The 25,836-nt window shown below is 70.3% G+C and carries 25 protein-coding genes; 12 read left to right on the forward strand and 13 right to left on the reverse strand.

Annotation, left to right across the window (positions count from 1 at the left end):
• Positions 1 to 135: 135 nt before the first annotated feature.
• From OO70_RS05620 to OO70_RS05630, 3 genes are read left to right on the forward strand one after another with little or no spacing between them, the layout of a single operon-like run.
• A complete protein-coding gene (locus OO70_RS05620) occupies positions 136 to 921 on the forward strand; it encodes an SDR family oxidoreductase (RefSeq protein ID WP_043664785.1) in 786 nt (261 codons plus the stop codon).
• 53 nt (positions 922 to 974) lie between these two features.
• Positions 975 to 1,886: an SDR family oxidoreductase gene (locus OO70_RS05625; RefSeq protein WP_043664787.1), complete on the forward strand. Its 912-nt coding sequence runs from the start codon at positions 975 to 977 to the stop codon at positions 1,884 to 1,886.
• A 29-nt stretch (positions 1,887 to 1,915) separates the two neighbouring features.
• The gene (locus tag OO70_RS05630) at positions 1,916 to 2,149 is read left to right on the forward strand and encodes a tautomerase family protein (RefSeq protein ID WP_043664789.1); all 234 of its coding nucleotides are present in this window, start codon (positions 1,916 to 1,918) and stop codon (positions 2,147 to 2,149) included.
• Between the two features lie 309 nt (positions 2,150 to 2,458).
• Here the strand turns inward: OO70_RS05630 and OO70_RS05635 are convergent, their stop codons facing one another.
• The 5 genes from OO70_RS05635 to OO70_RS05655 all read right to left on the reverse strand — a co-directional run bounded on the left by OO70_RS05635 (position 2,459) and on the right by OO70_RS05655 (position 7,398).
• Complete coding sequence (locus OO70_RS05635) at positions 2,459 to 3,112, reverse strand: CoA transferase subunit B (RefSeq protein ID WP_043664791.1); 654 nt, start codon at positions 3,110 to 3,112, stop codon at positions 2,459 to 2,461.
• Entirely contained in the window at positions 3,112 to 3,867 is a 756-nt protein-coding gene (locus tag OO70_RS05640) for a CoA transferase subunit A (protein ID WP_043664794.1), read from the reverse strand. The genes OO70_RS05635 and OO70_RS05640 overlap by 1 nt, the downstream gene beginning before the upstream one ends.
• 234 nt (positions 3,868 to 4,101) lie before the next feature.
• On the reverse strand, positions 4,102 to 5,304 hold the full coding sequence (locus tag OO70_RS05645) for an acyl-CoA dehydrogenase family protein (protein ID WP_234336717.1): 1,203 nt from the start codon (positions 5,302 to 5,304) through the stop codon (positions 4,102 to 4,104).
• 69 nt (positions 5,305 to 5,373) lie between these two features.
• The gene (locus OO70_RS05650) at positions 5,374 to 5,868 is read right to left on the reverse strand and encodes a flavin reductase family protein (protein WP_043664797.1); all 495 of its coding nucleotides are present in this window, start codon (positions 5,866 to 5,868) and stop codon (positions 5,374 to 5,376) included.
• Between the two features lie 177 nt (positions 5,869 to 6,045).
• Positions 6,046 to 7,398 carry a PucR family transcriptional regulator gene (locus tag OO70_RS05655; RefSeq protein WP_043664800.1) on the reverse strand — a complete coding sequence of 451 codons (1,353 nt, stop codon included), beginning with the start codon at positions 7,396 to 7,398 and terminating at the stop codon, positions 6,046 to 6,048.
• A gap of 194 nt (positions 7,399 to 7,592) precedes the next feature.
• Between OO70_RS05655 and OO70_RS54420 the strand changes: the two genes are divergently transcribed.
• On the forward strand, positions 7,593 to 8,516 hold the full coding sequence (locus tag OO70_RS54420; RefSeq protein ID WP_158711411.1) for a LysR family transcriptional regulator: 924 nt from the start codon (positions 7,593 to 7,595) through the stop codon (positions 8,514 to 8,516).
• A gap of 392 nt (positions 8,517 to 8,908) precedes the next feature.
• Here the strand turns inward: OO70_RS54420 and OO70_RS05665 are convergent, their stop codons facing one another.
• Positions 8,909 to 9,553 carry a TetR/AcrR family transcriptional regulator gene (locus OO70_RS05665; RefSeq protein ID WP_043664804.1) on the reverse strand — a complete coding sequence of 215 codons (645 nt, stop codon included), beginning with the start codon at positions 9,551 to 9,553 and terminating at the stop codon, positions 8,909 to 8,911.
• Between the two features lie 145 nt (positions 9,554 to 9,698).
• On the opposite strand from OO70_RS05665, the gene OO70_RS05670 reads away from it, so the two are divergent.
• The 3 genes from OO70_RS05670 (at position 9,699) to OO70_RS55275 (ending at position 11,213) form a co-directional block, all read left to right on the forward strand.
• Positions 9,699 to 10,478, forward strand: a complete 780-nt coding sequence (locus OO70_RS05670; RefSeq protein ID WP_043664806.1) for an SDR family oxidoreductase — start codon at positions 9,699 to 9,701, stop codon at positions 10,476 to 10,478.
• Entirely contained in the window at positions 10,475 to 10,951 is a 477-nt protein-coding gene (locus OO70_RS05675) for a nitroreductase/quinone reductase family protein (protein ID WP_051740708.1), read from the forward strand. The genes OO70_RS05670 and OO70_RS05675 overlap by 4 nt, the downstream gene beginning before the upstream one ends.
• 94 nt (positions 10,952 to 11,045) lie before the next feature.
• Complete coding sequence (locus OO70_RS55275) at positions 11,046 to 11,213, forward strand: hypothetical protein (protein ID WP_199827266.1); 168 nt, start codon at positions 11,046 to 11,048, stop codon at positions 11,211 to 11,213.
• Positions 11,214 to 11,374: 161 nt separating this feature from the next.
• On the opposite strand, the gene OO70_RS05680 is transcribed toward OO70_RS55275, so the two are convergent.
• Complete coding sequence (locus OO70_RS05680; protein WP_078651256.1) at positions 11,375 to 13,228, reverse strand: MFS transporter; 1,854 nt, start codon at positions 13,226 to 13,228, stop codon at positions 11,375 to 11,377.
• Entirely contained in the window at positions 13,225 to 13,692 is a 468-nt protein-coding gene (locus OO70_RS05685) for a MarR family winged helix-turn-helix transcriptional regulator (protein ID WP_043664808.1), read from the reverse strand. The genes OO70_RS05680 and OO70_RS05685 overlap by 4 nt, the downstream gene beginning before the upstream one ends.
• 122 nt (positions 13,693 to 13,814) lie before the next feature.
• Between OO70_RS05685 and OO70_RS05690 the strand changes: the two genes are divergently transcribed.
• The 3 genes from OO70_RS05690 to OO70_RS05700 all read left to right on the forward strand — a co-directional run bounded on the left by OO70_RS05690 (position 13,815) and on the right by OO70_RS05700 (position 16,576).
• A complete protein-coding gene (locus OO70_RS05690) occupies positions 13,815 to 14,705 on the forward strand; it encodes a PfkB family carbohydrate kinase (protein WP_043664809.1) in 891 nt (296 codons plus the stop codon).
• Positions 14,706 to 14,784: 79 nt separating this feature from the next.
• A complete protein-coding gene (locus OO70_RS05695; protein WP_043665470.1) occupies positions 14,785 to 14,976 on the forward strand; it encodes a hypothetical protein in 192 nt (63 codons plus the stop codon).
• A gap of 133 nt (positions 14,977 to 15,109) precedes the next feature.
• Positions 15,110 to 16,576: an FAD-binding protein gene (locus tag OO70_RS05700; RefSeq protein WP_043664811.1), complete on the forward strand. Its 1,467-nt coding sequence runs from the start codon at positions 15,110 to 15,112 to the stop codon at positions 16,574 to 16,576.
• A gap of 14 nt (positions 16,577 to 16,590) precedes the next feature.
• On the opposite strand, the gene OO70_RS05705 is transcribed toward OO70_RS05700, so the two are convergent.
• Genes OO70_RS05705 through OO70_RS05715 form a run of 3 tightly spaced genes read right to left on the reverse strand, consistent with a single transcriptional unit; the run spans position 16,591 to position 21,430 of the window.
• Entirely contained in the window at positions 16,591 to 19,380 is a 2,790-nt protein-coding gene (locus tag OO70_RS05705; RefSeq protein WP_407702745.1) for an ATP-binding protein, read from the reverse strand.
• Positions 19,381 to 19,420: 40 nt separating this feature from the next.
• Positions 19,421 to 20,203: an SDR family oxidoreductase gene (locus tag OO70_RS05710; protein WP_043664815.1), complete on the reverse strand. Its 783-nt coding sequence runs from the start codon at positions 20,201 to 20,203 to the stop codon at positions 19,421 to 19,423.
• A 27-nt stretch (positions 20,204 to 20,230) separates the two neighbouring features.
• Positions 20,231 to 21,430: an acyl-CoA dehydrogenase family protein gene (locus OO70_RS05715; RefSeq protein WP_043664817.1), complete on the reverse strand. Its 1,200-nt coding sequence runs from the start codon at positions 21,428 to 21,430 to the stop codon at positions 20,231 to 20,233.
• Between the two features lie 232 nt (positions 21,431 to 21,662).
• On the opposite strand from OO70_RS05715, the gene OO70_RS05720 reads away from it, so the two are divergent.
• Positions 21,663 to 22,907, forward strand: a complete 1,245-nt coding sequence (locus OO70_RS05720; protein WP_078651257.1) for a flavin-dependent oxidoreductase — start codon at positions 21,663 to 21,665, stop codon at positions 22,905 to 22,907.
• Between the two features lie 177 nt (positions 22,908 to 23,084).
• On the opposite strand, the gene OO70_RS05725 is transcribed toward OO70_RS05720, so the two are convergent.
• Positions 23,085 to 23,801 carry an SMI1/KNR4 family protein gene (locus OO70_RS05725; RefSeq protein WP_234336719.1) on the reverse strand — a complete coding sequence of 239 codons (717 nt, stop codon included), beginning with the start codon at positions 23,799 to 23,801 and terminating at the stop codon, positions 23,085 to 23,087.
• Positions 23,802 to 23,818: 17 nt separating this feature from the next.
• The gene (locus OO70_RS05730) at positions 23,819 to 25,225 is read right to left on the reverse strand and encodes a DHA2 family efflux MFS transporter permease subunit (RefSeq protein WP_051740710.1); all 1,407 of its coding nucleotides are present in this window, start codon (positions 25,223 to 25,225) and stop codon (positions 23,819 to 23,821) included.
• 170 nt (positions 25,226 to 25,395) lie between these two features.
• Between OO70_RS05730 and OO70_RS05735 the strand changes: the two genes are divergently transcribed.
• Positions 25,396 to 25,827, forward strand: a complete 432-nt coding sequence (locus tag OO70_RS05735) for a MarR family winged helix-turn-helix transcriptional regulator (RefSeq protein WP_043664819.1) — start codon at positions 25,396 to 25,398, stop codon at positions 25,825 to 25,827.
• Positions 25,828 to 25,836: the final 9 nt, after the last annotated feature.

Below are 25,836 nucleotides of genomic sequence, written 5' to 3' on the forward strand. Positions count from 1 at the left end.
GAGCGCAGCCAGGGGGTGGCATCCCCTGGGTAGACGCAGCCCTGGCTGGGGATGGGGGAACGGCCGATCGTGGAGGACGCAGCAGGGCAACGGCAAGACCGCGGCCCGCCCCCCCATCCACCACAGGAGTCAGCCATGCCTGTCCCCACTTCCCCCGACGGGACCGCTGCCTCGGCCCAGCCCGCCGCCTCACCCCGTGTCGCGGTCGTCACCGGCGGCTCGCGCGGCATCGGCCGCCGGACCGTCGGCCGGCTGGCCGCCGACGGGTACGCCGTAGTGGTCGGCTATGCCGGCAACCAGGACGAAGCCGAAGCCGCGGTGAAGGAGGCCCTCACCGGCGGTGGCCGGGCGATCGCAGTGCGCGCGGACGTCGCCGACGAACGCGCGGTCGCGGCCTTGTTCGACGCGGCCGAAGCAGAATTCGGCGCCGGCGTCGACGTAGTCGTACACGCGGCCGGGCGGATGCAACTCGCTCCGATCGCCGAGCTGGACCTGGCCGTCCTGGACAACCTGCACCGCACCAACATCCGCGGCACGTTCGTCGTCCTCCAGCAGGCCGCCCGTCGGGTGCGCCCCGGCGGCGCGATCGTGACGTTCTCCACGTCCGTGGTGGGGCTGGCCTTCCCGGGCTACGGCGCGTACGCGGCCAGCAAGGGCGCGGTCGAGGCGCTGACGCTGATCCTGGCCCGGGAGCTGCGGGGCCGGGACGTCACCGCCAACACCGTCGCGCCCGGCCCCACGGCCACCGACCTGTTCCTGGACGGCAAGAACGAGGAGACCATCGCCCGCCTGGCCGCCCAGCCCCCGCTGGAACGCCTCGGTACCCCGGCCGACATCGCCGAGGTCGTCGCGTTCCTGGCCTCCCCGGCCGGCCACTGGATCAACGGACAGGTCATCCGCGCCAACGGCGGAATCGTCTGAACCCCGCAGAACGCCCCGCAGCCACCTCATCGATCAACGCGAAAGGCCCTGTCATGGCGAACGACGAAACAGGGAAGGTCATCCTCGTCACCGGGGCCTCCAGCGGCATCGGGGCACTGTCCGTGCGTGCTCTGACCCTCGCCGGCCACACCGTGTACGCGGGCATCCGCCAGATCGCGACCCGCAACGCGACCGCGGCCGCCGACCTGATGCGCTACGGCACCGACCACCGGGCCGACGTCCACGCCGTCGAGCTGGACGTCACCTCCCAGGACTCCGCCGACGCCGCGGTCGACCGGATCCTCGCCGAGCGCGGCCGGCTGGACGTGGTCGTGCACAACGCCGGGCACATGGTCCTGGGCGCCGCCGAGGCGTTCACCACCGAGCAGTTCGCGGACCTGTACGACGTGAATGTCCTGGGCACCCAGCGCGTCAACCGCGCCGCCCTGCCGACGTTGCGCGAGCAGGGCTCGGGGCTGCTGGTGTGGATCGGCAGCTCCAGCACCCGCGGCGGCTGCCCCCCGTTCCTGGCCCCGTACTTCGCCGCCAAGGCCGCGATGGACGCCCTGGCCGTCAGCTACGCCGCCGAGGTGCTCCCGTTCGGCATCGACACCGCGATCGTGGTGCCCGGTGCGTTCACCACCGGCACCAACCACTTCGCCCACGCGGGCGCCCCCGCCGACGTCGACCGTGCGGAGGCCTATGACCAGCGTCACCAACCCCTTATGAGCGATCTGGGCAAGCGCCTGGCCGCGCTCATCCCTTCGGACGCCGATGTGACCGAGGTCGCCGAAGCCGTCGCGCGACTGGTCGCGATGAAGCACGGCACCCGGCCTCTGCGCACCCACATAGACCCCAGCCGGGACGGCAGCGAAGTCGTGTCAGCGGTCGCCGACCGCATCCGCGCCGACTTCTTCCGCCGCATCGGACTGGACAGCCTGCTCACCGCAGGCAGCTCCCTATAACGCCCCACTGAGAGAAGGAACGACCAGCCATGCCTTTCGCGAACTTCAAGGTCCTCGAGAAGACCCTCACCCCGAAGCAGAAGGAGGAGATCGTCACCCGCACCACCGAGCTGTACGTCGAGCTCTACGGCGAGCGCGCCCGCGCCACCACCATGGTTCTGATCGAAGAGGTCCCCGACGGCGGTTGGGGCATCTCCGGCAACGTGCTCACCCTCGCCATGCTTGGCGGTGAGGCGACACCGACCGACACCACCGACGCCTGACTGCACCGGCCGTCATCCGGCCAGGACAGCACCCTTGAAACCGAGGGCCCCCGGGCCGAGCGTCGCCACACGGCCTCGCTCATCCCGGGGGTCGTTGAGATCAGCGCAGCCCTTCACTGCGTCCCCGTACCCGATCGGTCGGCGGCGCCCACCGAGGTGCGGGGACGGAGCACGGCAGCGGTCAGCCCCAGGTCGAGCCGCTCGTCCATGTTCAGGCGGAAGGCACCGAACGGGTTGCGGCCAACCGGTCCGGCGGTCGGGCTCCGCCGGCCCGGTGGCTGTCCGGAAACATCGGACCGGCGGAGGGTCTCAGGCGGTCCGGCCGAGTGGTTCCGGAACGCGCAACGCTGCCGCCGTGGCCGTGACGATCTGCTCCGTCGTGACACCGGGCGCCGTCTCGACCAGGACGAGGCCGTGGTCGCCGACATCCAGGACTCCCAGGTCGGTGATGATCCGGTGGATGCAGGCCCGGCCGGTCAGCGGGAGGGCGCACTCCTCGATGATCTTGGGGCTGCCGTCCCTGGCGGTGTGTTCCATCAGGACGATGACCCGGCGCGCTCCGTGGACGAGGTCCATCGCGCCGCCCATGCCCTTGATCATCTTGCCGGGGATCATCCAGTTGGCGAGGTCGCCGTGGGCGGAGACCTGCATGGCGCCGAGGACCGCGGTGTCGATGTGGCCGCCGCGGATCATGCCGAACGACAGCGCGGAGTCGAAGAACGCGGCGCCGGGCAGGACGGTGACGGTTTCCTTGCCCGCGTTGATCAGGTCGGGGTCCACGGCGTCGTCGACCGGGTAGGGGCCGGTGCCGAGGATGCCGTTCTCCGACTGGAGCACGACGTGCACCTCCTTGGGCACGTGGGCGGGTACCAGGGTGGGCAGTCCGATGCCGAGGTTCACGTAGTCGCCGTCGCGGAGTTCGGCCGCGGCTCGGGCCGCCATCTCGTCGCGGGTCCAGGCCATCAGGCGGCCACCGTCCTCTTCTCGATGTGCTTGTCGGACGCCTGCCGCTCGGTGAGGGCCACGACCCGTTGGACGAAGACGCCGGGCACGTGGATCGCGTCCGGGTTCAGGACGCCCGGTTCGACCAGTTCCTCGACCTCGGCGATGGTCACGCGGCCTGCCATGGCGGCCAGCGGGTTGAAGTTGCGGGCGGACTTGTCGAAGACGAGGTTGCCGTGGCGGTCGCCGCGAGCCGCACGGACCAGGGCGAAGTCGCAGGTGATGGACTCCTCCAGGACGTAGTCGCGGCCGTGGAAGGTGCGGGTCTCCTTCGTCGGCGAGGCGATGGCGACGGAGCCGTCGGCGTGGTGGCGCCACGGGATACCGCCGTCGGCGAGAGGGGTGCCCACGCCGGCGGGGGTGTAGAAGGCGGGGATGCCGCAGCCGCCCGCGCGCAGGCGTTCGGCGAGGGTGCCCTGGGGCACGAGTTCGACCTCGATCTCACCCGTGAGGTACTGGCGGGCGAACTCCTTGTTCTCACCGACGTAGGAGCCGGTGACGCGGGCGATGCGGCCGGCGCCGAGCAGGATGCCCAGGCCGTGCTCGTCGGTACCGCAGTTGTTGGAGACCACGCGCAGCGAGCCCGTTCCCTGCCTGTACAGGGCGGAGATGAGTGTGCTGGGGATGCCGCACAGGCCGAAGCCGCCGACGGCGAGAGAAGCGCCGTCTTCGATGTCGGCCACGGCGCGGGCCGCGGTGGGTGATGTCTTGTCCATGGATGTCCTTCGAAGAAGCTCGCAGGAAACGCCGCGCACGGTGCGCCGGGGCGCGGTCCTTGGTGAGTCGGGCTGTTGCCGTTGCTCGCGCGGTCGTCGATCAGCTTCTTCAGGTTCGGCGCGTCGGTCGCGGTGCCGAAGAGCGAGGAGTCAGGCCTGACGAGGGCGGCGATGGGGCCCTGGTCACGCTCTCGGAACGACGGTGCCGTGGATCGGCCGACGGCGAAGATCGTGCTACACCATCGCGGTCACGGTGCCCCGGATGCCGAACAGCGACTTCCCGTAGATCTCGGCAGCGACTTCGGGGTTGAGGACGGCGTGACGGCTTCCGGTCTCGATGTCGCGCCAGATGCGCTGCAGCGGGTTGGAGTCGCCGAAGCTCGAAGCCCCCTGGGCCGAGCACACGACACGGACCGCCTCACGCGCGTGGACCGCGGCTATTCCCGCGTCCATCCGCATGCGTGCTCGGGCGTGGTAGTCGGGGAACACTCCGGCTCGCGCAGCCTCGTCGATGTCCGTGGCCGCGCGGTAGGCGTGCAGCTGGGCGGAGTCGGCAAGCGACGCCGCGTGCGCGGCGGCGAGCTGGATGGTGGGTGCCTCGGCCTGTGAGGTGTAGTTCGTCAGGGTCAGACCCCGCTGCGGAGCCTTTTCGATCAGGAGGTCGACAGCGGCCGCGGCCAACCCGAGTTGGGGCCCGGTCAGTGCGAGCGCCGCGGCCGGCACGAACGGCGCCCGGTAGAGCGCCTCGTCGGTGAAGGGTGTGGCGTAGCGGCCCTCGACGGCGTCGGGGACGGAGTGGAAGCGGTGCGCGGGGACGAAAAGGTCCTCGCCGACGAGCGTGTTCGACGCGGTTCCGCGCATGCCCGCCACGAACCAGGTGTCCTCGACGGGCAGTTCCGACATCGGCGCGAGCACTATGCCGACGGCGTCCGACGTGCCCTCGGCATCCGGCCGGGTGACCCCGAGGACCGCCCAGTCGGCGTGGGCGCACCCGGAGGCGGGGGCCCAGCGCCCGGTCACCCGGTAACCGCCTTCGACCGCACGCGCGGTACCCGAGGGCGTCACGACCCCGGCGACCCGGGCGTGGGGGGTGTCGGCCCAGACGTCGTCCTGGGCCCGGGCGGGAAAAAGCCCGACGAACCACGCGTTGGCGTTGAGCAGCGAGGTCAGCCAGGAGGTGGAGCCGCAGGCGCGCCCGACCTCGCGGCCGACCTCCAGCAGGGTGCGGTAGTCGGTCTGCAGACCGCCGTAGCGGGCGGGTTGCATCAGCGACAGCAGGCCCGCCTCGGCCAGAGCGTCGATGTTCTTCGCGGGCACCCCGCGCTCACGGTCGGTCAGTTCGGCGTTGTCGGCGAGCACCGGTCGCAGCGCGGCGGCGCGCTCGACGAGGTCGGCCCGCAGCTCGCGTGCGGCGTCGGTGGTACGGGGGCCATCCATGATGATGTTCATCGTCGTCACTCCGGTGGAGGGGGCGTACGGGGTGCGGGCCGGTCGGCGACCGGGAGGTCAGCCGGCGACCGCGAGCGGGGCGTGGGTGCCGAAGGCTCGGCGTGCGTAGGTCAGCGGGGCCGTGGGGGTCGGTTCGGCCTCCTCGACGCGCACGACCAGCAGGACGTGGTCACCGCCGTCCACGTGGCGTTCCACGCGTCCCGCCGTCCAGCCGGCCGACTCGGGCAGGTGGGGGAGTCCGGAGCGGACGGTCCAGTCGACGCCGTCGAACTTCAGGCCGGGTCCTCGGCTGGGGCGGGCGAACGTCGACGCCAGCTCGTGCTGGCCGGCGCCGAGGATGTTCACGCCCACCCCGTCGCCCGGCTGGAGGTGGGGCAACAGCGCCGAGGCCCGGTCCAGAGCGAAGCTCACCAGCGGGGGATCGAGGGAGAGCGAGGCGAAGCTCGACACCGTACTGCCCTGCGGATGTCCGTCGGCACTCATCGCGGTGACCACGGTGACCGGGGCACATACCCCGCTCATCAGTTCGACAAAGGTTTCTCGGTCGATCATCGTAGGCCTCCCGGGCGCTTGAATCCGTATGCCGCCGGCAGGTGTGGCCTCGTGGACCACGGTGTCCGGCACCACGAGTAAAGCCAAGCCCTCGGTGTTGCCGCTTGGTCTGGTGGCTCAGGATTGCGGTCCCGGTTGGTCTGCCGGATCGGTCCGGGCCGCGACCGGGAGCCGGACTCACCGCGCGATGTCCTGAGGGTCCTGAGGCAGGAGGACCGCGTCCCCCAGTTCCTCGGCGAGTGCCAGGGCCGTGTGGAGGGTGAAGCGGCGGTCCTCGATGTCGTGTCCCAGCACCTCCTGGGCCCGCTTCACGCGGTAGGTCACGGTTCCCCTGGCCACGTGCAGGCGTCGGGCGACATCCACGAGGCTGCGCTCGGCGTCGATGTAGTGGAACAGCGTGGTCCGCAGTGCCGCCATCGGCGCACTGCGGACGGCAAGCCCGCCGAGTTCACGTCGCACGAAGTCACCGGCCGCGTCGAGATCGGTGGCAAGGAGCGCGACGGCGGCGATGTCGGCGTAGGCGGTCGCGTATCTCGGAACCCGCGCGGCCTCGCGCCGCAGTCGCTCGACCCTCTCCCCGCGCTCGGCCTCACGGTGAGAGCGGCGGAAGCCCGCGACTCCGTCGCCCGGGGTCCCGAAGGCCGCCTGCATCTGCTGCCGGGACAGTGCCTCCCCGATGGCCTTCCACGAACCGGTCCCGTGTGTGCCGCCGGGAGGCACGGTGCCCCACGCCCACAACCGCCCCGTGGCCACGGGGACGACCAGCGTCGCGGTGGCACCCCGGGTCCGGAGCGCCTCGATCGCCGCCGCCTGCAGCGCGGAGCTCTTGTTCGGGGCGTCCGACCACACCACCACTGCCTCGTGGGTCCGCCGCAGGTCGTAGCCGAGGGCACGCGACGCCTCGCCGACATCGGTCGTCGTGGTACCGCTCAGCAGGGACCGCACGATGTCGGCCCGTGCCGCGGCCGCGCTGGTGCTCCACACCTCGTGCTCCACGAGGTAGGTGCGGATCATGGCGTCGGAGAGCTCGTCGACGTAGGAGAACAGCTCACGGGAGACAGCCGTGACCTCATCGACCGCTGCCTCCGGGTGCACCAGCTCGGCACAGGCCCGCAGGAACGCCTCGGTCGTCGCCGCGTGCCCGATCCGGACGCCCCGCAACACCTGCTCCAGCGGTACGGCCCGGTGCACGAACTCGCGGATGCCCTCCAAGGTCGCCTCACTGATCGGCGGGGCCACGGCCGGGCCCTCCACCAGAGTGAACAGCGCCCGCAGGGTGGTCGCTTCGTTGCCTCGGCGGAGCATCTCGACTCCGCCCGGGCTACCGCCGAGGGCCGGCACCTCGCCGACGATCCGCCGTACGACCAGGGAACTCAGTTCGATGGCCCAGCGCACGGGGCCCGTGCCGACGCGTGCGACGGCCTCCTCGACGATCGCGCGAGGAGATGCCGCCCGGTCGATGTCGACCTCACCTCGCGGGCCCAGCTGCGCGATCCAGGCCCGCCGCGGTCGCCGGACGGTCTCGGTCATGGTGCCCTCCCTCGGGCTACGGTGTATCTCCTCGGGGTGGGCTCGCGGTCACCGCGACGACATGGTCGATCCAAGCCGAAGGTCTGATCAACTGCGGATTACCGAATCCATCGTTCGGTAAAACCGAACGATGTGCCAGAGTGGTGCAGCTGCTCGTCGTGGTTCGAGCACCACGAAGTGACGGGAGAGCGGCCGTGAACCTACGTCAGATGGAGTGCTTCCTCGCTGTCGCGGACGAACTGCACTTCCGGCGGGCCGCCGACCGTCTGCGGCTGGCTCCGCCCAGTGTCAGTGAGGCCGTCGCAGGCCTGGAGCGCAGCCTCGGTGGTCGGCTCGTCGAGCGTACGAGTCGGCGGGTCCGGCTGACGCCCTTCGGCGCCGAGTTCGCCGCCGCGATCAGGCAGCCCATCGAGGCGTTGCACCAGGCACATCGGAGCGCCCGCCTGCGCTCGGTGGGCCATCGTGACCTCGTCGTCGCCCACACCCCGGAGCTGGGACAGCTGATCCTGCCCAGACTGGTCGAGGTCTGGCCCGGCGGGGCCGCCGACGACGACGAGGCCCGGGGCCGGTGGCGTCCGGTGCCCATGCACACACCCGAGCAACTCGCCGCCGTGGCGGACGGCGAGGTGGACGTGGGCCTGTGCTGGTCGGTCCCCGAGCAACCCGGGATCTCCAGTGCCGTACTCGGCGAGTTCCCGCTGGTCGCCGTCGTGCGGGCGTCGGATCCGCTGGCGAGCCGCCGGGAGGTGGCGCTCACCGACCTCCGCACCCGGCAGATCCTGATCACTCCGCGCGCCGACAACCCCTACCTCGAGAGCCGGCTGCAGGCGGACATCACCCGGGCAGGCGTCCCCCATACCCACATCGAGGAGGTGGGTCGCTACGACGAACTGGCCGTGCACGTGGCCACGCGCGGACACGTGGGTATCCACCCCGGGCCGATCGCGTTCACCAACTCCCTGCCCACCGTCGTGTTCCGCCCGATCGCCGACGCTTCCGACAGCGTCCGGATCTGCGCGATCACCCGCGCCGGTGCCCTCCCCCCTTCCCTTGCGGACCTCGTCGCGAGCCTGCGGTCGATCGTCGGCTCGCTCGACATCGACGACAAGCTCACTTGACGCACGTGGAGCGTGCGTGGACAACCCTGCTACCTGCGGGACCTGCGCCGTTGCAGGGGGACGTCTCGTATGTGAAGCAGCACACCGAGCGCAAGAAGCAGTACACCGAGCGCAAGCCGACGGCGTCACCTGGTTCGCCGCTCGTTCAGGGCTCTCCGAGTTCGGGCTTGTCCTGCTGCTGTGCACGGGCATTCGGGGCCGTGTCACCGGGCCGGTGACGTCGGTCACCGGCCCGGGGTTACAGCGCTGTGGCGACGCGGGTCAGCCCGCGTACGTCCTCCAGTTGGCCTTCCAGTTGGCCACGGTGTCGGGGAGGTACGTTCCGCCTTCGGGGCTCATCAGGAACTGGTCGTCCTTGTAGGCGGGCGGGACTCTGTCGCGGTCGGCGGGGCTCAGTCGTTGGTGGACGTCCCTGGTCCGGTCGTGGCGTACCGGGCGGCCATGGTGCGGACGGCCTCGTCGACCACCTGAGCGACGCGTTCGGCGCTCACCTCCCAGCCCGGCACCAGGAGGGTCGGCCAGAAGACGTAGTTGGAGATCATGCCCAGGAACTGGGTGGCTGCGAGGTCCACGTCCTCGACCCGCACCGTTCCCGCCTCGTGCTCAGCCTGGAGGTAGCTGCGTACGGACTCGAAGTAGGGCATCTTCCCGTGCGAGAACTGCGCATGGGCCAGCTCGGGGAACCGTGGCAGCTCGGCGATGACGATCCTGAACAGGTCGGTCATCTGGGCACGGCCCAGCAGCTTGGCGTAACGGCGGCCGATGATGCCGAGCCCGTCGACGACGTTGCCTGCCGACGGAGGATCCTCCTCGTCGGCGGTCGACCAGGACTCGGTCACGATGGCGTCGAACAGGGCGGCTTTGCTCGGAAACTGCTTGAACAGGGTGGCCCGCGAAACGCCCGAGCACTCCGCGATCCGCGCCAGCGACGTCCGGTCGTAGCCCAACTCGAGAAACAGTGCGGTCGCGGCCGTCACGATCAGCGCGCGCTTCTCCTGGGCGACGCGCTGGTGATACGTCGTCACGACTCTGCTCATGGGCCGAGCATACGAGGTGAGTGGCTTGACTCGCCACTGTCGCCGACCTAGCGTCAGGGGGCATGGTGAGTCGCCCGGCTCACCACTGGCCGCCGTTCATCACTGGTGATCCCGGTCATTCACCCCCGTACTGAAGGAACATCTGATGCCCCGCTTCGACAACCAGACCGTGCTCGTGACCGGTGGGACCGGCGGCCAGGGCTCGAGCCACGTGCGCGCCTTTCACGCGGAGGGAGCGAACGTGGTGATCGGCGGCATCGACGCGGAACGCGGCGCCGCTCTCGCCGACGAGCTCGGGACCCGCGCTCGCTTCGCCCGCCTTGACGTCACCGACGAGAGCTCGTGGTCCGCCGCCGTGCTGGCCGCCGAGAGCGCCTTCGGTGCCCTGAACGTGCTCGTCAACAACGCGGGCGTGCAGAATCCGCCCGCAACAATCGAAAACACGGAGCAGGCCACGTGGTCGCGCATCCTCGACATCAACCTCACAGGGACCTTCCTCGGCATCAAGGCCGCAGCCCCCGCTCTGCGCCGCGCGGCAGGGGGAGCCATCGTCAACATCGCCTCGGCCATGGGCCTGGGCGGCACGGCTCACTACGCGCCGTACGTCGCCAGCAAGTGGGCCGTGCGAGGCCTCACCCAAACGGCAGCACTCGAGCTCGGCCACGACCACATCCGGGTGAACACCATCCACCCCGGCGTGATCTCGACCCCCTTCATCCACGAACCAGCAGCCGGCGCAGTCGCGGCGATCGCCGACTTCTACTCACCCGAGCCGTTCGCCATCCCCCGACTCGGGGAGCCGACCGACGTCAGCCGTCTACTCCTGTTCCTCACGTCATCGGACGCGTCGTTCATCACCGGGTCGGAGTACGTCATCGACGGTGGACTCCTCCTCGGCCCGGCCCTTCAGGCCGAGACCGCATGAGCACTCCGGAAACGACCGGGTCGAACGACTCCGCACGGGACGCGTCTCTGTCCCACCTGCCCCACCACATCCGACGAGCCATCGAGATCACCCCCGCCGCGGGCACCGGAGAACGGATCATCGACATCACGACGCTGGGGCGCCGCACCGGCCGAGCACGCCGCATCGAGATCTTCTTCTACCGGGCTGCGGGCACCACCTACCTGTGCAGCGGAGCCGGCGGTTCCGCGACCGACTGGCATGCGAACCTTCTCGCCCATCCCCACTTCACCTTCCACCTCAAGAACGGGATTCGTGCAGATCTGCCCGCGCGGGCCACGCCCGTCACCGACCCGGCTGAACGTCAGGCCGTGCTGGCGGAGATCGTGGCCGATCTCAATCAGCCCCACGACCCCGGTACCATCCGGCCGACTCGGCTCGAAGACTGGGCCGACAGTCGGCTGATGCGCATCAGCTTCCGCCATCGGCCGTGATCGATGAGGGTGTAGCCGGCGCGGCGGTCCCAGATGGATGTCGAGGTTTCCAGAGGGAAAGGCTCCTACACGCTCATCCCGAAAGAACCGCCACGTGCCCGACGCCACCGTCGGTGAGCGCATGGACGCGTTCGCCCACCCCGGTCTGACAGCCTTCTGCCGCCTCGACGAGATCGTCCGGCCCGGGGTCGACGTGAATCCCGGGGACTTCTACATCGACCCCAGCCCGCCGATCACCGACAAATGCCTGCGCCGCCGCTGAATCCCGCTCGCCTCCATGGGAGCCTCGCTGCGGTGCAGAACCCGCGCGGCGATCACCACCTCTGCCCGCTCGGTCCGAACCTCCTGCAACGGTTTGGCCGACTTCTCGGCGAGCGCGTCCAGCTCACTCCGGTGAGCCGTGATCCGCGCTCCAGGCGGGCTCTACGACGGCCCGCTGGGCTCCGTCTGCGAAGTCTTGGGGGTCTCCGCGGGGGCAGGCGGTTGATCGGCCGGTGCCGGTTCGGGACCGGGCTCGGTCTGGTGGCCGCCGCGCAGGGCCGAGGCGATCGCGGAGACCAGGGCCATGCCCGCGGCGACGGTGAAGACGATGGTCAGGCCGTGGTGGAACGGGCCGGAGACCAGCCGGGGGAAGAAGGTGTGGCCGGTCAGGACGGCGCGCTGGGCGGCGGAGACGTGGGCGAGGGTGCCGTTGGAGGAGAGCAGGTGCTGGATGGGGTTGTTGCCGAGGAACGTGGCGAACAGCGTGCTCACCGGTGGCAGCGACGCGGCCTGATCGGCGGCGCCGGTCGGTACGCCGTGTGCCTGGAGCCCCTTGCTCAGTGTCCCGGGCAGCGAGGACGCGAGCCCGGAGACCATCAGGGAGAAGAACACACCGATGGACAGGGCGGTGCCCGAGTTCTGGAAGGTGGAGCGCATGCCCGAGGCGACACCCCGGTACTCGCTCGGCACACTGCCCATGATCGAGGACGTGTTCGGTGCGGAGAACATGCCCTGACCCAGCCCGTTGAGCAGAAGCAGTGCCGCGAACATGCCGTAGTCGAAGTCGATGGGCAGCGCCAGCAGGCCGAGGAAGGAGAGTGCCACGACGACCAGCCCGACCGTCGAGAACATCCGGGCGCCGAACCGGTCCGAAAGGTACCCGGACACGGGCCCGGCGACGAGGAAGCCGACCGTGAGGGGGAGCATGAAGATGCCCGCCCACAGCGGGGTGTCCTCGTAGTCGTAGCCGTGCAACGGCAGCCAGATGCCCTGCAGCCAGATGATCAGCATGAACTGCAGCCCGCCCCGCGCGATCGCGGTCAACAGGGCGGCCAGGTTGCCCGCGGCGAAGGCGCGCACCTTGAACAGGGCCAGGTTGAACATCGGTTCGGCAATGTGCGTCTCGATGTAGCAGAAGACCAGCAGCAGTACGACCCCGCCGATCAGGCCGCTGAGCACCCACGGGTTTCCCCAGCCGGTGGCGCTGCCGCCGTAGGGCTGGATGCCGTAGGTGATGCCGGCGAGGAGGATTCCGGCGCCCGCCGCGAAGGTGAGGTTGCCGAGCCAGTCGATGCGGCCGGGGCGGCCCGCCGAGGTCTCGCGCAGGCTCAGGTACGACCAGATCGTGCCGGTGATGCTGATCGGGACGCTCACCCAGAACACCGCGCGCCAGTCGACGACGGCCAGCAGGCCACCCGCGAGAAGGCCGAGGAACTGGCCCGCGAGGGCGGTGATCTGGTTGATGCCGAGGGCCATTCCGCGCTGCCGGGCGGGGAAGGCGTCGGTGAGGATGGCGGCCGAGTTGGCGGTGAGCATCGAGCCGCCGAAGGCCTGCACGATGCGCCAGAGGATCAACCACATGGCCCCCGCCCCGGCGCGGAACGGATCGAGGGACAGCGCGACCGACGCACACGCGAAGATCAGGAAGCCGATGTTGTAGATCTTCACCCGGCCGAACATGTCGCCGAGCCGGCCGAGCACGACGACCAGCACGGCCGAGACCAGCAGATACCCCAGGATCATCCAGAGCAGATAGCCGATGTTGCCCGGGGCGAGTGGATCGAGGCCGATACCGCGGAAGATCGCGGGCAGCGAGATGATCACGATGGAGGCGTCCATCGTGGCGATCAGCACGCCGAGGGTGGTGTTCGACAGCGCGACCCACTTGTAGTTGGGTCCCGGGGGAACGTCCTTTCGACGCCCCGAGCGCACGGCACCCAGCAGGGACGACCGGCCGGGCCGAGGACCGTCCCCGTTCCCCTGCCCGTCGCCGGGTATGTGCGCCCGCTCGGTCACAGTCGCTCCGCCAGTCGGTCGAGGAGGGGCAGGGCCGAGGCGAGTGCCGCGCGCTCCTCCGCGCTGAACTCGTCGAGGACGGCTCCGAGACGGTGGACGGACTCGGAGCGCCGCTCGGCCAGCATGGCGTGTCCCTCGTCCGTGATCGCCACGATGCTCCGCCGCCCGTCCGCGGCATCGGGGCTACGGCGGATCAGTCCGCGCTGTTCGAGCAGCGCGAGCGTGCTCGCCATCGCCTGCGGGCGCACCCGCTCCGCCTCGGCAAGGGATGTCGGCGACTCGGACCCGTCGCGGGCGAGCCGGGCCAGTACGGAGACTCCGGAGAGCGATACGTCCCCCACGGCGTGCGCCTGACGCAGCCGCCGCGTCACACGGCCCACCGCGAGCCGTAGATCGGACGCGAGCCGAGCGGTGTCGTTCGGGCTGTGTGTGACGCCGCCACCTGCGCCAGGGTCCACCTTCATGGGTACTAACACTAGATTTATCAGCCTGGACTGCTCAACCAATTGTTAGTAAATGGCGAGGGCGGTGAAAGGGCGACGTTCGTAGACTGGCTGACCGCAGGTCCGGGCACGAGGAGGTGCTGGTGGCGAGGGGACGTCCTGAAGGTCTGTTCGTCGGTCTGTGCACCCTGGACGTCATCCAGCTCGTGGACCACGCGCCGGCCTCCAACGAGAAACTCACGGCTCGCGAGCAGGTGGTCGCCGCGGGCGGCCCGGCGGCGAACGCGGCCGTGGCCTTCAGCTACTTGGGTGGCGCTGCGAGGCTGCTGACAGCAATCGGCTCCCACCCGTTGGGAGTTGGGGTGGCAGCCGACCTGGACGCGCTGGGCGTCACGGTTTCCGACCTGGCGGCCGACTCGACCGATCCACCCACGGTGTCCTCCGTCCTGGTGACCGCGTCCACCGGGGAACGCGCCGTCGCCTCGACCAACGCGACGGGACACCGACTCGCCCCGCCCGACGATCTCGACGCGTTGGTAGCGGCCTGCGACATCGTCGAATTCGACGGCCACCACATGGAGTTGGCGGTCTCCGCAGCCCGCGCCGCGCGTGCCGCCGGCCGTACGACCCTCTTCGACGGCGGCAGTTGGAAGACCGGCACGCAGGACCTGCTCCCGTTGATCGACGTGGCCGTCTGCTCGGCCGACTTCCATCCGCCCGGCGCGAGTACACCGATGGCCACGCTGCGATTCCTGAGGGAGCACGGGGTCGTCTGGTCGGCGGTCAGTGGAGGAGCGGGCCCGATCAGGTGGGCGGGCCCGGGCGGCGAAGGCACGGTGGACGTGCCTGGGGTCGAGGTGGCGGACACACTGGGCGCGGGGGACGTCCTGCATGGGGCCCTCGCCCATCAACTCGCGATGCGCGGAGCCGGACTTACCTCGGAGGGATTGGTCGAGGCGTTGCGTGAGGCAGCTGCGGTGGCTTCGCGGGCGTGCGCGTCGTTCGGTACGCGGGCGTGGATGCAGGAGGGGTGACCCAACTCGTCCAAGCCTGAGAAGATCACCAGGAACGTACGCATCACGGGATCGTACGAACCATGGGTGGGAAAACGTGATCGTTGTACTGCTGCTCGGCGTCTTGGCGCTTCTCCTGGGCGGGTGCGCATGTGTGGTGTGGGCCGAGCGCGGCGGACCTCGCTGGGTTCGTGTCGTGGCGACCGTGACACTCACCGCGAGCGAACTGCTGCGCAGTTCCGACAAGAAGCGGCGCCGGGGACTGAGCGGGAGTGACGGAAACGACGACTAACAACGTCAGATTGCGACGGCAGGTGGCGAAACCGGTCAGGGAACTCGCCGATACGGAACCCTCTTCCGTACGCCAACATGCCTAGACTGAGCCGCCGTTGATCGTTACATCCGGCCGGTCTCGGGAGGACCGTATGACCCGCACGCCGTCTCGACGCACTGCTCTGCGCAGCCTGGTGGCCGCCTCGGGCATGGTCATCGGCTTTGATCCCTTTGCTCGTAGCTGGGCGGTGACCGACACCGGTCGACCGCTGAGCGGTGTCCCGCGCCTGGACGGGACGCTTCATATCGACGACGCCGCGCTCAGCGCCGACGCCGACGACTTCGGGCACATCGTGCACCGCCGTCCGGCCGCGGTGCTGCGGCCCGGCTCCGTGCGGGACATTGTCGCGATGGTCCGGTTCTGCAATCGGCACGGGCTGAGCGTGGCCCCGCGCGGGCAGGGGCACGGGACGAACGGGCAGGCGCAGGTCGAGGGCGGTCTGGTCATCGAGACCGAGCCGCTCGCCTCCATCGGGCCTGTGCGGGCGGACAGTTCGCGGGTCACGGTCGGGGCGGGCGCGAAGTGGAGCGACGTCGCCAAGGCCACCCTCGCCCACGGTCTGACGCCGCCCGTCTTCACCGACTACCTCGAACTCTCCGTCGGCGGCACCCTGTCCGTCGGCGGCCTCGGCGGTCAGAGCCACCAGCAGGGCGCACAGGTCGACAACGTCCTGGAGCTCGAAGTCGTCACCGGAGCGGGGGAGTTGACCCGCTGCTCCCCGACCCGCCACCCCGATCTCTTCCACGCCGTACTCGCCGGCCTTGGGCAGTGCGCCGTGATCGTCGGCGCCACCCTGCGCCTGGTGCGGGCCCCGGAGACCGTACGGCACTACCTCCTGCCGTACGACGACCTGGAGACCTTCCTCGGCGACCAGCGCCTCCTCGCCACCGAGGGGCGTTTCGCCTATCTCGAGGGCCAGGTCAGCGCGGACACCGCCGGAGCCTTCAACCAGTTCGCCATCGAGGCCGTCGCCTACGGGCCGCCCGTGGGGGTTACCCCGGACGACGCCACGCTCCTGCGAGGGCTGCACCACACCGCCTCCGGCGTCCAGATCACCGACCTCGCCTACTACGACTTCCTCGACCGGCTCGCTCCCTCCGTCGCCGCCCTGAAGGCAGCGGGCCTGTGGGCCTACGCCCACCCCTGGCTCAACCTCCTCCTGCCCGGCCGCAGCACCGCCGACGTGACCGCGACCCTGCTGGACGCACTCACCCCGGCCGACCTGGGACCCGGCGTCGTCCTCCTGTACCCCCTGCTGCGCGAGCGCCTGCACACCCCGCTGCTGCGCATGCCCGACGACCCGGTGCCGTACCTGTTCGCGGTCCTGCGCACGACGCCGCCCGAGGACACGGCGACAGTGCAGCGACTGCTGAGCGCCAACCGGTCCGCGTACGACACCGTCCAGGCCGTCGGTGGCACCCAGTACCCGGTCGGCTCGATCCCCTTCCAACACGCCGACTGGAGACGGCACTTCGGGCCTGCCTGGAGCCGGTTCGCCGAGGCCAGGAAGGCGTACGACCCGAAGGGCGTCCTCGTTCCGGGGCAGGGCATCTTCTGATCAACGCTGCCGCTCTAGTCGGGCGGCAGGTCCGCCAGCGCGTCGCGCAACGCGGCGCGGGAGGCCACGCCCAGTTTGGGGAAGAGCTGGCGCAGGTGGGCGGCGACCGTGCGGGGGGAGAGGAAGAGGCGTTCGGCGATCTGTTTGTTGGTGAGGCCGGCCGCCGCCAGCAGGGCGATCTCCCGTTGTTGGGGCGTCAGCGATGACGGTCCGGTGACCGCGGCGGCTCCTACCGACAGGCCGGTCGCCCGCAGCTCGTTGCCCGCCCTGGCTGTCCAGGGGCGGGCGCCGAGCCGTTCGAAGGTGTCGACGGCGTCGGCGAGTTGGGTGCGCGCCTCCGTGGTGGACTTCAGCCGGCGGAGGCGTTCGCCGTAGGCGAGTCGGACCCGGGCGAGCTCGAAGGGCCAGCGGTCGGTGCCGGGTACGGCGAGCGCCTCCTCGAAGAGGGCGAGCGCTTCGTGGTCGGCGGCGGCGATGGCCGCTGATCCCTTCACGAGCAGGGCGAGTCGTGGCGAGATCGCGGCGATGCCGGCTTCGTGCGCTGCCGCGACATGGGCCGTCGCCTCCGAGGTCCGGCCTGTTCTGATCGCGGCCTCGACGAGATCCATGACGACGAGGAGGGCCGGGGGGACGTGCGAGGCCAGTTCGCCCGCGCGGCTGATGGCGCACGCGTGTCGGTAGGCGTCCTCGAACCGGCCCCGGCCGAGCGCGGCCAGGGCCCGCGCGTGCGAGGCGCACGAGAGGTAGGAACCCACACCGCGCGGTGTCGCCCACAGGGTCATCTCGTCGGTCAGGGCCCGGGTGGTGGTCTCGTCGCCGCGGGCGGCGGCGACCAGTGCCCGTTGGTAGAGGAACTCCGTAGACAGCAGTTGGTAGTTGTGGGCTTCGCCCAGGTCCCGGCCCTGTGTGGCCTGCGCCTCCAGCTCGTCCCACTCGCCTGCCGCGAAATGGTCCCTGCCCAGGTACACCAGTCCCTGGATCTCCACGGTGAGTGAGCTGTTGTCCCGCCCGTCGCGGAGCACGCGTCGCAGCGCGGTCCGGCACGCGGGCAGGCGGTCGACGTAGAGGGATGTCATGGCGATGCGGATGACCCGGACCGGGTCGGCCTCCCGGTCGAGGGAGGCGATGGCCTCGTCGAGCCTGCCGAGCGCGGGCGGTGCCGTACGGGCCGGGTCGGCCATCGTGCCGACGGTCAGGGCGAGTTGGTCCGGGACCTCCGGTTTCAGCAGGGCGAGCGCCCGGTGTAGCGGCTTCCACAGCTCGGCGCGCTGACTGCTCTGGCACAGCCAGGCGAGGGTGTACAGCGCGTCGATCATGGTCGGGTCGGTGGCGTCGTACGGCTGGTGCTGCATGTCGATCGCGCCGACGAGCAGCCGGTGGGCGGTGTCCAGGTCGCCCTCACCGCTGAGGAGGATGTGGTGTGCCGCCGCGACGGCGGCGACGAGGGGCCCTGCCCGGCCGCCGTCGGCCACGCGGGCCTCTTCGAGCAGTCGCGGCACATCGCGCAGGTCACCGGTCAGATCCGCGCCGAGATAGGCCGCCTCGGCGATCCGGCGACTGCGCTCGTAGCCGCGCGGGCTCAGCTCGGCGGCGCGCAGCAGCGCGGCGATGGCGCCGCCCGCGTCACCACGCCGTACGGTGTCGCGCGCCACCTCCTCCAGCAGACTCGCCACGTCCTCGGTGGGCTCGACCGTGGCATGGGCGAGGTGCCAGGCGCGGCGCTCGGGCCGGTCGGCACTGCACTCCGCCAGGGCACGGTGCACCTCGCGGCGCTGCTCGCTGGTGGAGAGTTCCACGACGGCGGAGCGCGTGAGGGGATGGCGGAAGGTCAGGCGGCCGGTGGTCGCGTCGACGTAGACGAGTCCCGCTTGCTCGGCGGGCGCCAGGTCTTCCATGCCGGGCCGCCCGGAACCGGTCGACGCGAGGACGCGCAGATCGCCGGTGCCGTCCAGGACCGCGTACAGGAGGAGCAGCCGGGTCGCGGCGGGCAGGGTCTCGACGCGGGACGCGAACACGGCCTGGAGGCGGTGGCTCAGGGGGAGCAGTTCGGGTACCGCGGTTCCGGAGCGCTGGGGGCCGCTGAGCGCGACGGGCAGTTCGAGCAGGGCCAGCGGGTTGCCCTGCGCCTCCGTCAGCAGGCGCTCGCGCACGCGCGGGGCGAGGGAAGGGGAACGGGCCTGGATCAGCGCCGCCGCAGCCGTCGTATCGAGAGGCTGTACGTGGTGGTGGGGCACTCCGCCGCGTTCGAAGAAGCTTCCTTCGCCCGATCGGTAGGCGCCGAGAAAGCCGACCCGGCTGCCTCCGAGGCGGCGGGCGACGAAGCCCAGCACCACGGCGCTGGCACGGTCCAGCCACGGGAGATCGTCGACGATCACCAGCAACGGGCGCTCCGCGGCGGCCCGGACGAGCAGGGTCAGCGTCGCGTTCGACACCAGCAGCTGATCGGACGGCGCGCCCTGGTCCAGGCCCAGCGCGACGCTCAGAGCGGTGCGGTACGGGTCGGTCAGCCCGTCGAGCCCGGCGAGCAGTGGCTGAAGTACCTGGTGGAGACCCGCGAAGGTGATCGTGCTCTCGAACTCCACGCCGGCGGCGCGCACGACCCGCGTGCCCGCGCCATGAGCCTGTTCGGCCGCGGCGTCCAGCAACACCGTCTTGCCGACGCCCGCGTCCCCGGACAGCAGCAGTGCCCCGCCCGAGACCGCGGCCTCGTCGACGAAACCCCGGACCAGTCCGAGGTCGTGATCGCGTCCGATCAGCTGCTCGGCCGGCCCCGACTGCGGAGCCTCATCCCCGTCCATGCGCATGTCCCTTCCGACCTTCGAACCTTACGTCGGGCCTTTGCCGTCATCTCATGAACAATCCACCGTTGACGTCGAGTGTGGCGCCGGTGATGTACCCGGTGTCCTCACCCGCGAGATGTCCCACCAGCGCGGCCACCTCCTCGGGCCGCCCGAACCTGCCCACGGGAATGCGGTCGGCGGCACGCCGCAGTGCTTCGGCGGGGAGATCGTCCATCACGGGCGTCTGTACGGCGGCGGGAGCCACGGCGTTGACGGTGACGCCGTAGGGAGCGAGCTCCTGCGCGAAGACCTTGGTCAGCACCAGCACCCCCGCTTTCGCCGCGGCGTAGTGCGGGCCGGTGACCAGTCCGCCCTGCTGTCCCGCCAGCGACGCGAGGTTGATGACCCGGCCCCAGCCGCGCTCCCGCATCGGCGGCGCGCAGAGGCGGGTAAGGACGAGGACGCTGCGCAGGTTGGTGGCCATGAGCGCGTCCCACTCGTCGAGGTCGACGTCCCACACCGAGCCGGGCGCCGTACGCGCCGCGTTGTTGACCAGCACATCGGGGCTGCGCCACACCGAGGACACGGCTCGCACCGCACGCTGTGTTTCGTGCGGGTCGCTGACGTCGGCGTGCACCGCCATGGCGGAGTCACCGTCGGGATCCAGCGTCTTGGCCAGGGCCCGCGCGCCGGTGTCGTCCTGGTCCAGCAGTGCGACCCGCAGACCGCGCCGGTGCAGTTCGGCGGCGATCGCGGCGCCGATGCCGCGGGCGGCGCCGGTGACGAGAGCGACCTTGCGGTCCGCTGCCGGGCGGGCCGAGTCTGCCGCTGGTCGGGGTGTGCTCACCGGTCCGGATCTCCTTCGCTGCCGGGGTCAGACGACGTCGGTGTGGGGGAGCGGCCGGCCGAGCAGGACGCGGCCGTAGAGTTCCCGGCTGGTCTCGACACTCAGCGCGGCGTGGCGGGAGGCGGTCCCGATGTCGCGCCAGGCGCGTTGCAGCGGTGAGTCGTCGGAGAAGCTGCTCGCCCCGGCCGTGTCCAGCAGGAGGCTGACCGCTTCGCGGGCGCAGCGCATGGCGTGGCTGCCGTCCATCCTCAGCCGTGCCCGGGTCTCGAGATCGGGGCGCCGTCCGGCGCATGCAGCCTCGTCGATCTCGTCGGCCGCGCGCCGTACGTGCAGGGTGGCCGTGTCGATCAATGTGGCGGCCTGCGCGACGTTGAGTTGGTGGGGGGCCGCCTCCGCCGTATGCGAATGCAGGGGGGAGACGGACCGTTTTCCGCCCGCGAGGTCCCGGACGACGAGTTCGAGGGCACTGCGGGCGATGCCCACGCCGGTGCCGACCAGCGGCAGATTGATGGACAGCGGGAAGACGACCCGGGCCTCGTCCGGGTGGCGCTGGATGCCGATGCCCTCGGCGATCTCCGCGAACGACACGAACTGCTCGTCCGGGACGAAGAGTTGCTGGGCCAGCGCCGTGTGACTGCCGGTGCCCCGCATGCCGGCCATGTGCCAGGTGTCCGCCGCCGTCAGCGCGGACGCGGGTACGAGGGCCAGCCCACGCTCCGGCCGGCCGCGGTCCTCCCGGACGATGCCCAACAGCACCCAGGCCGCATGGTCGATGCCGGATATCCACGGCCACCGCCCGCTGAGTTGGAGTCCGCCGGGTACCGCCGTGACCGCACCGGACGGATTGGCGGCGCCGCAGAGCAGGGCGTCGGGATCCGACGTCCAGATCGCGGTGCGGACCTCGTCGGGCAGTTGGGAGGCGAACAGCGCGGCTCCGTACGCGATGCCGACGAGCCACGAACTCGACGCGCACCCCGCTGCCAACTCGGCACACACGTCGACGGCGGTGCGCACCCCGGCGCCCCGGCCGCCGTAGCAGCGCGGTGTCCCCAGAGCGAAGAGCCCGGCCTCGCGCAGAGCCTTCAAGCTCGGCTCCGCCGGCGTGCGTTGCTGCTCGGTCTGCTCGGCGTGGGAGGAGACGACCGACGCCACCTCCCGTGCCACACGGACGAGTTGGGCCCCGGCGACACCCTGCGATAAGAGATCCCGGCTGTTCGGGTGAGTCATCGGGGGCTTTCCTCTCAGCGGTCCGATCCACGACGGGCAGTGCTGCTCCGAGCGGGATCAAGCCGCCGCGCAACAACATCACCTTACCTGGAGGTGATTCCTCCGGATAAGCTGATGCCGGTGTCCGCGTCGGCGACCGGTTATGTTGCGTCCGCCCAACTGGCGTCGTTCCAGGCCGAGTTGATGCCACGGACAGCTGCACGGCAGGTGGGGACAATGCAAGGGAGAACACGTGAAGATCGTCGTGGTGGGCGGTGGCGTCGCCGGTCTCGTCACCGCTCTGAGCCTGCACGCCGCCGGAATGACCCCGGTCGTCCACGAGTCGGCCCGCGAACTCCAGGCGCTCGGAGTCGGCATCAACCTGCTTCCCCACGCCGTACGCGAACTCGCCGAACTCGGTCTCGGTGACGCGCTGGACGGGATCGGGCTGCCGCCGGAACGGCTGGTCTACTGCGACCGCCGAGGGCGCCGGATCTGGGAGGAGCCTCTTGGTCTGACGGCCGGCTACCGGTGGCCCCAATACTCCGTCCACCGGGGCAAGTTGCAGATGATGCTGCTGGACGCGGTCCGTACCCGTATCGGGCCCGACGCGGTCCGTACCGGTATGGCCTTCGAGCGCTTCGAGCACCAAGAGACGGGCGTCGCAGCGCACTTCGTCGACCGACGTACCGGGGAGCCCGTCGTGGTCGAGGCCGATGTCCTCGTCGGCGCCGACGGCATCGACTCCCGGCTGCGCGCCCAACTCCATCCTGGCGAGGGCGCCCCGCGCGGGAACGGCGTTCACATGTGGCGGGGCATGAGCCGGTATCCGCACATCCTCGGCGGGCGGGCGATCGTGGTGGCCGGCGGACGCCCCGGGGGCAAGTTCGTCGCCTACCCCGTCGAGGACCCGGCGGTCGACGGCGGACCCGCGCTGATGAACTGGGTGCTGGAGATCCGTCGACCGGAGCCCGGCGAGGGACCGGACCGCTCCCACCGTCCCGTCCCGACGGACGAGGCGCTGGCCGAAGCGTCCGGATGGAATCTGCCCTGGATCGACCTGCCCGAACTGATCCGCAACTCCACCGGCATCTACGAATACCCGATGGTGGACCGCGATCCACTGCCGCGCTGGAGCTTCGGGCGCGTGACACTCGTCGGCGACGCCGCCCACCCCATGTACCCCATGGGCATGAACGGCGGCTCCCAGTCGATCGTCGACGCGCGTGTCCTGGCCTGGGCCCTCGCGCAGCACGACGATCCGGTGCGGGCCCTGGAGTGGTACGAGAACCTGCGCCGCGAACCACTGAACCAACTGGTGCTTGCCAACCGTGAATTGGGCCCGGAGAAGATCATCGCCATGGCCGAGGAGAGCGGGGGTCCGGTGCCCGCGGAGCATGCGACGGCCGTTTCTCAGGGGTACAAGCAGCTCGCCGGGTGCACCACCGCCGTGCTCAACTCCAGGGATTCCTGGTCGGTTTCACCGGTGAGCCCCTGAGTAGGTGCTTTTGATCCCTGGCCGTGAGGTGTGTACGGCCAGATGATCTGGTGTGTGGGCGTTGGCGGGACGGCTCGGGGGTATTGCCGGGAGTGCGGTTATCCGCTGCCGCAGGTGATGGCGGCGGAGGCGGTGTTCCGCACCGACCGCTGGGAGAGGAAGTCGTAGCCGACCGCGTCAGGTTCGGATATGCCACTCCAGGCAACGGTGGCCTGATGCGTCTTCGAAAGGAGTGGGCCAGTAGTAGAGGAACGGACCGTCGGATTCCAAGGCATCGGCCAAGATTCGAAAGAACTGCGTCAGACTGGTTGCCCATAGGGTTCCCTCCAGGTCCCCGGACCCGATGCCCATTTCATACACGTGACCGTATGAGGGTCCGGGGCGGTGATCGACAAAGGCAACCCCGCCATCGTTGGGAAGTGCGAACGGCACGCAGCGATGCAGATTCACGGCCAGTGCATCGCCCTCCCACAGGTCGGCATCGACGTTTTCGTCGCCGACGTCCACGAGCACGTCATACATCATCACGATGTCGTCCACACCGCTGAGCCGATGCCCCGACGGAAGAAATGCACCAGCGGGAAGGCGCGTGCGGGAGCCGGGAGCGGCAACAGGTTCAGCAGCTCCATCATGCTGTTGCAGCAGTGCCCTGAGCTCCGGATGCAGGTCGAAGCCGAGCCGCGACTCCAACTCGATGAGCCGCTCGGGGTCCGCCGGCCTTCGCAACATGGCGTGATCGGCGGGCGAGTTCGCATGGAGCCACGACTCGAAGCGAGTCCACTCACGCTCGAACGCAGGAAGATCCATCTGTGTCATGCGCTGAACATAGACGGTCGCACTGACAGCCAGGTTCCGGACCAGGTTGCCCGGTCTGACCGCGAGGGGTTCGAACACCTACTGAGAATCGGGCTTCAGTGTGCCTCCTCGTGCCGGCGTCGCAGCGGAGCCGTTCCGCCCGACGCCGTCGTGCCTCGGGCGGCGGCGCGGGCCGGGCCGTCGCGGAGGGTGAAGGCGAACAGGGAGGTCGCTGCGGCGAGGGCGGCCAGGGTGAAGTAGGCGTGCTGGTAGGCGCTGATGGGCGGATGTGCCGCGGCTGCTGTGGGGGTGCTGAGGACCAGGGCCGTCGTCACCGCCGCGGGTGCGAACGCGCCCCCGGTCTGCCGTACGACCGTGTTGAGCGTGGAGGCCTGGGCCAGGTCCTTGCGGGAGAGTGTGGCCAGCGAGGCGACCGTGGTCGGCATGAAGACGCCGCCCATGCCGACGCCGAGCAGGAACATGTAGGCGCGGAAGGTCCACAGGCCGGTGTCCTGGTCGCAGGTCGCGAAGAGCAGCAGGACCGCGCTGACCATGGCCAGGCCGCTGCCGATGATGATGCGTGGGCCGACCCTGGAGTACAGGATCCCGGCGATCTGGACGGTCAGCAGGACGCCGAAGGCCTCGGGGAAGGTGCTCGTGCCGGATTCGAGCGCCGAACGGCCCTGTCCCTGCTGGAGGAAGAGCGGGCCGAGGTACATGGCGCCCAGGATCGGCACCAGGCCCACCAGGTTGATCAGGTTGGTGTCGCGGAAGAGCCGGTCCGCGAAGAGGCGGAGCTTCAACAGCGGCTCGGCGGTGCGCAGTTCGAAGACGACGGTGGCGGTGAGCAGGACCGTGCCGAGGGCGAGGGCGGTGACCACGGCGGGGGAGGACCAGCCGCGGTTGGGGCCCTCGCAGACACCGAACATCACACCGCCCAGAGCCGCCGCGCTCAGCAGCAGCCCGGTGAGGTCGAAGCGGCCGGGCCGGTGCCCGCGGTGCTCGGCCAGGAACAGCGCCCCGAACACGACGGCGGGCAGGCCCAGCGGCAGGTTGACGTAGAACACCCAACGCCAGGAGAGGTGGTCCACCAGCAGCCCGCCGAGCACCGGCGCGGCGGCCGGGGCTATCTGCTGCGGGATGATCATGTACCGCGAAATGCGCACCTGCTCCCAGGAGTTGAAGGTGCTGTAGAGCAGTGAGGCGGCGGCCGGGAAGAGTACTCCGGCGGACAGGCCCTGCACCGCGCGGGAGGCGATGAGCTGACCGAGACCGGCCGCCGCGCCGCACAGCAGCGACGAGCCGAGGAACGCGGTCAGGGCGGTGAGCAGGACGCGTTTGGCGCCGAACCGTTCGACCAGCCAGGCGGAGGCGGGGATCGCCATGGCCAGGCAGACCGGGTAGACCACGACCACGCCGTCCAGAGCGGCCGTGGTCAGCTCAAACTGGCGGGCAATGGAGGGAAGCGCGACGGTCGTGATCGCTCCGTCGACGATCGCGATGAAGGTCACGCAGACGCACATGACGGGGACGACCAGACGCTGGCCTGGGCGCAGACGGAGGCGTATTCGGGAGACAGGGGGGACGGGACGACGTCGGAACAGCAGCACATGCTGAGCATACTCACTATGTGAGTGCTCATTGCTGCCCCGGGGCTCGTAGAATCGGTCCTTACCGCGGAACGGGGAACGTCATGGCAGTGCACGGCAGCAGCGACATCCTGGTCGACGAGCTCTACGAGACGACCCACCAGCTACGGCAGTTCGTGGAGACCCGGCTGCGCGCCAACGGGGCCTCGGTCGCCCGGCTGCGCGCCCTGCGGATGCTCGCGCTCACCGAACAGCCTCTGCGCATGCGGGACTTGAGCGAGATGACCGGAGTCGCGGCGCGGACCGCGACCAGCATCGTCGACAGCCTGGAACGCGACGGACTGGTGGAGCGGCTACGGCATCCGCACGACCGGCGCGCGTTCCTGCTGCGCCTCACCGACAAGGGCCGGGAGTGCCATCGCGAGGCGGAAGAGGTCGACGGACTCGCGCTCGCGGAGGCGACGGCCGAACTGGACGCGGAGGACCGCGCACAGCTGCGGACCCTGCTCGCACGCATCCGGAAGGCGACCGCCTGAAGCCGGTGC

Origin of the sequence: Streptomyces xylophagus, assembly GCF_000716435.1 — a bacterium.
Taxonomy (GTDB): domain Bacteria; phylum Actinomycetota; class Actinomycetes; order Streptomycetales; family Streptomycetaceae; genus Streptomyces; species Streptomyces xylophagus.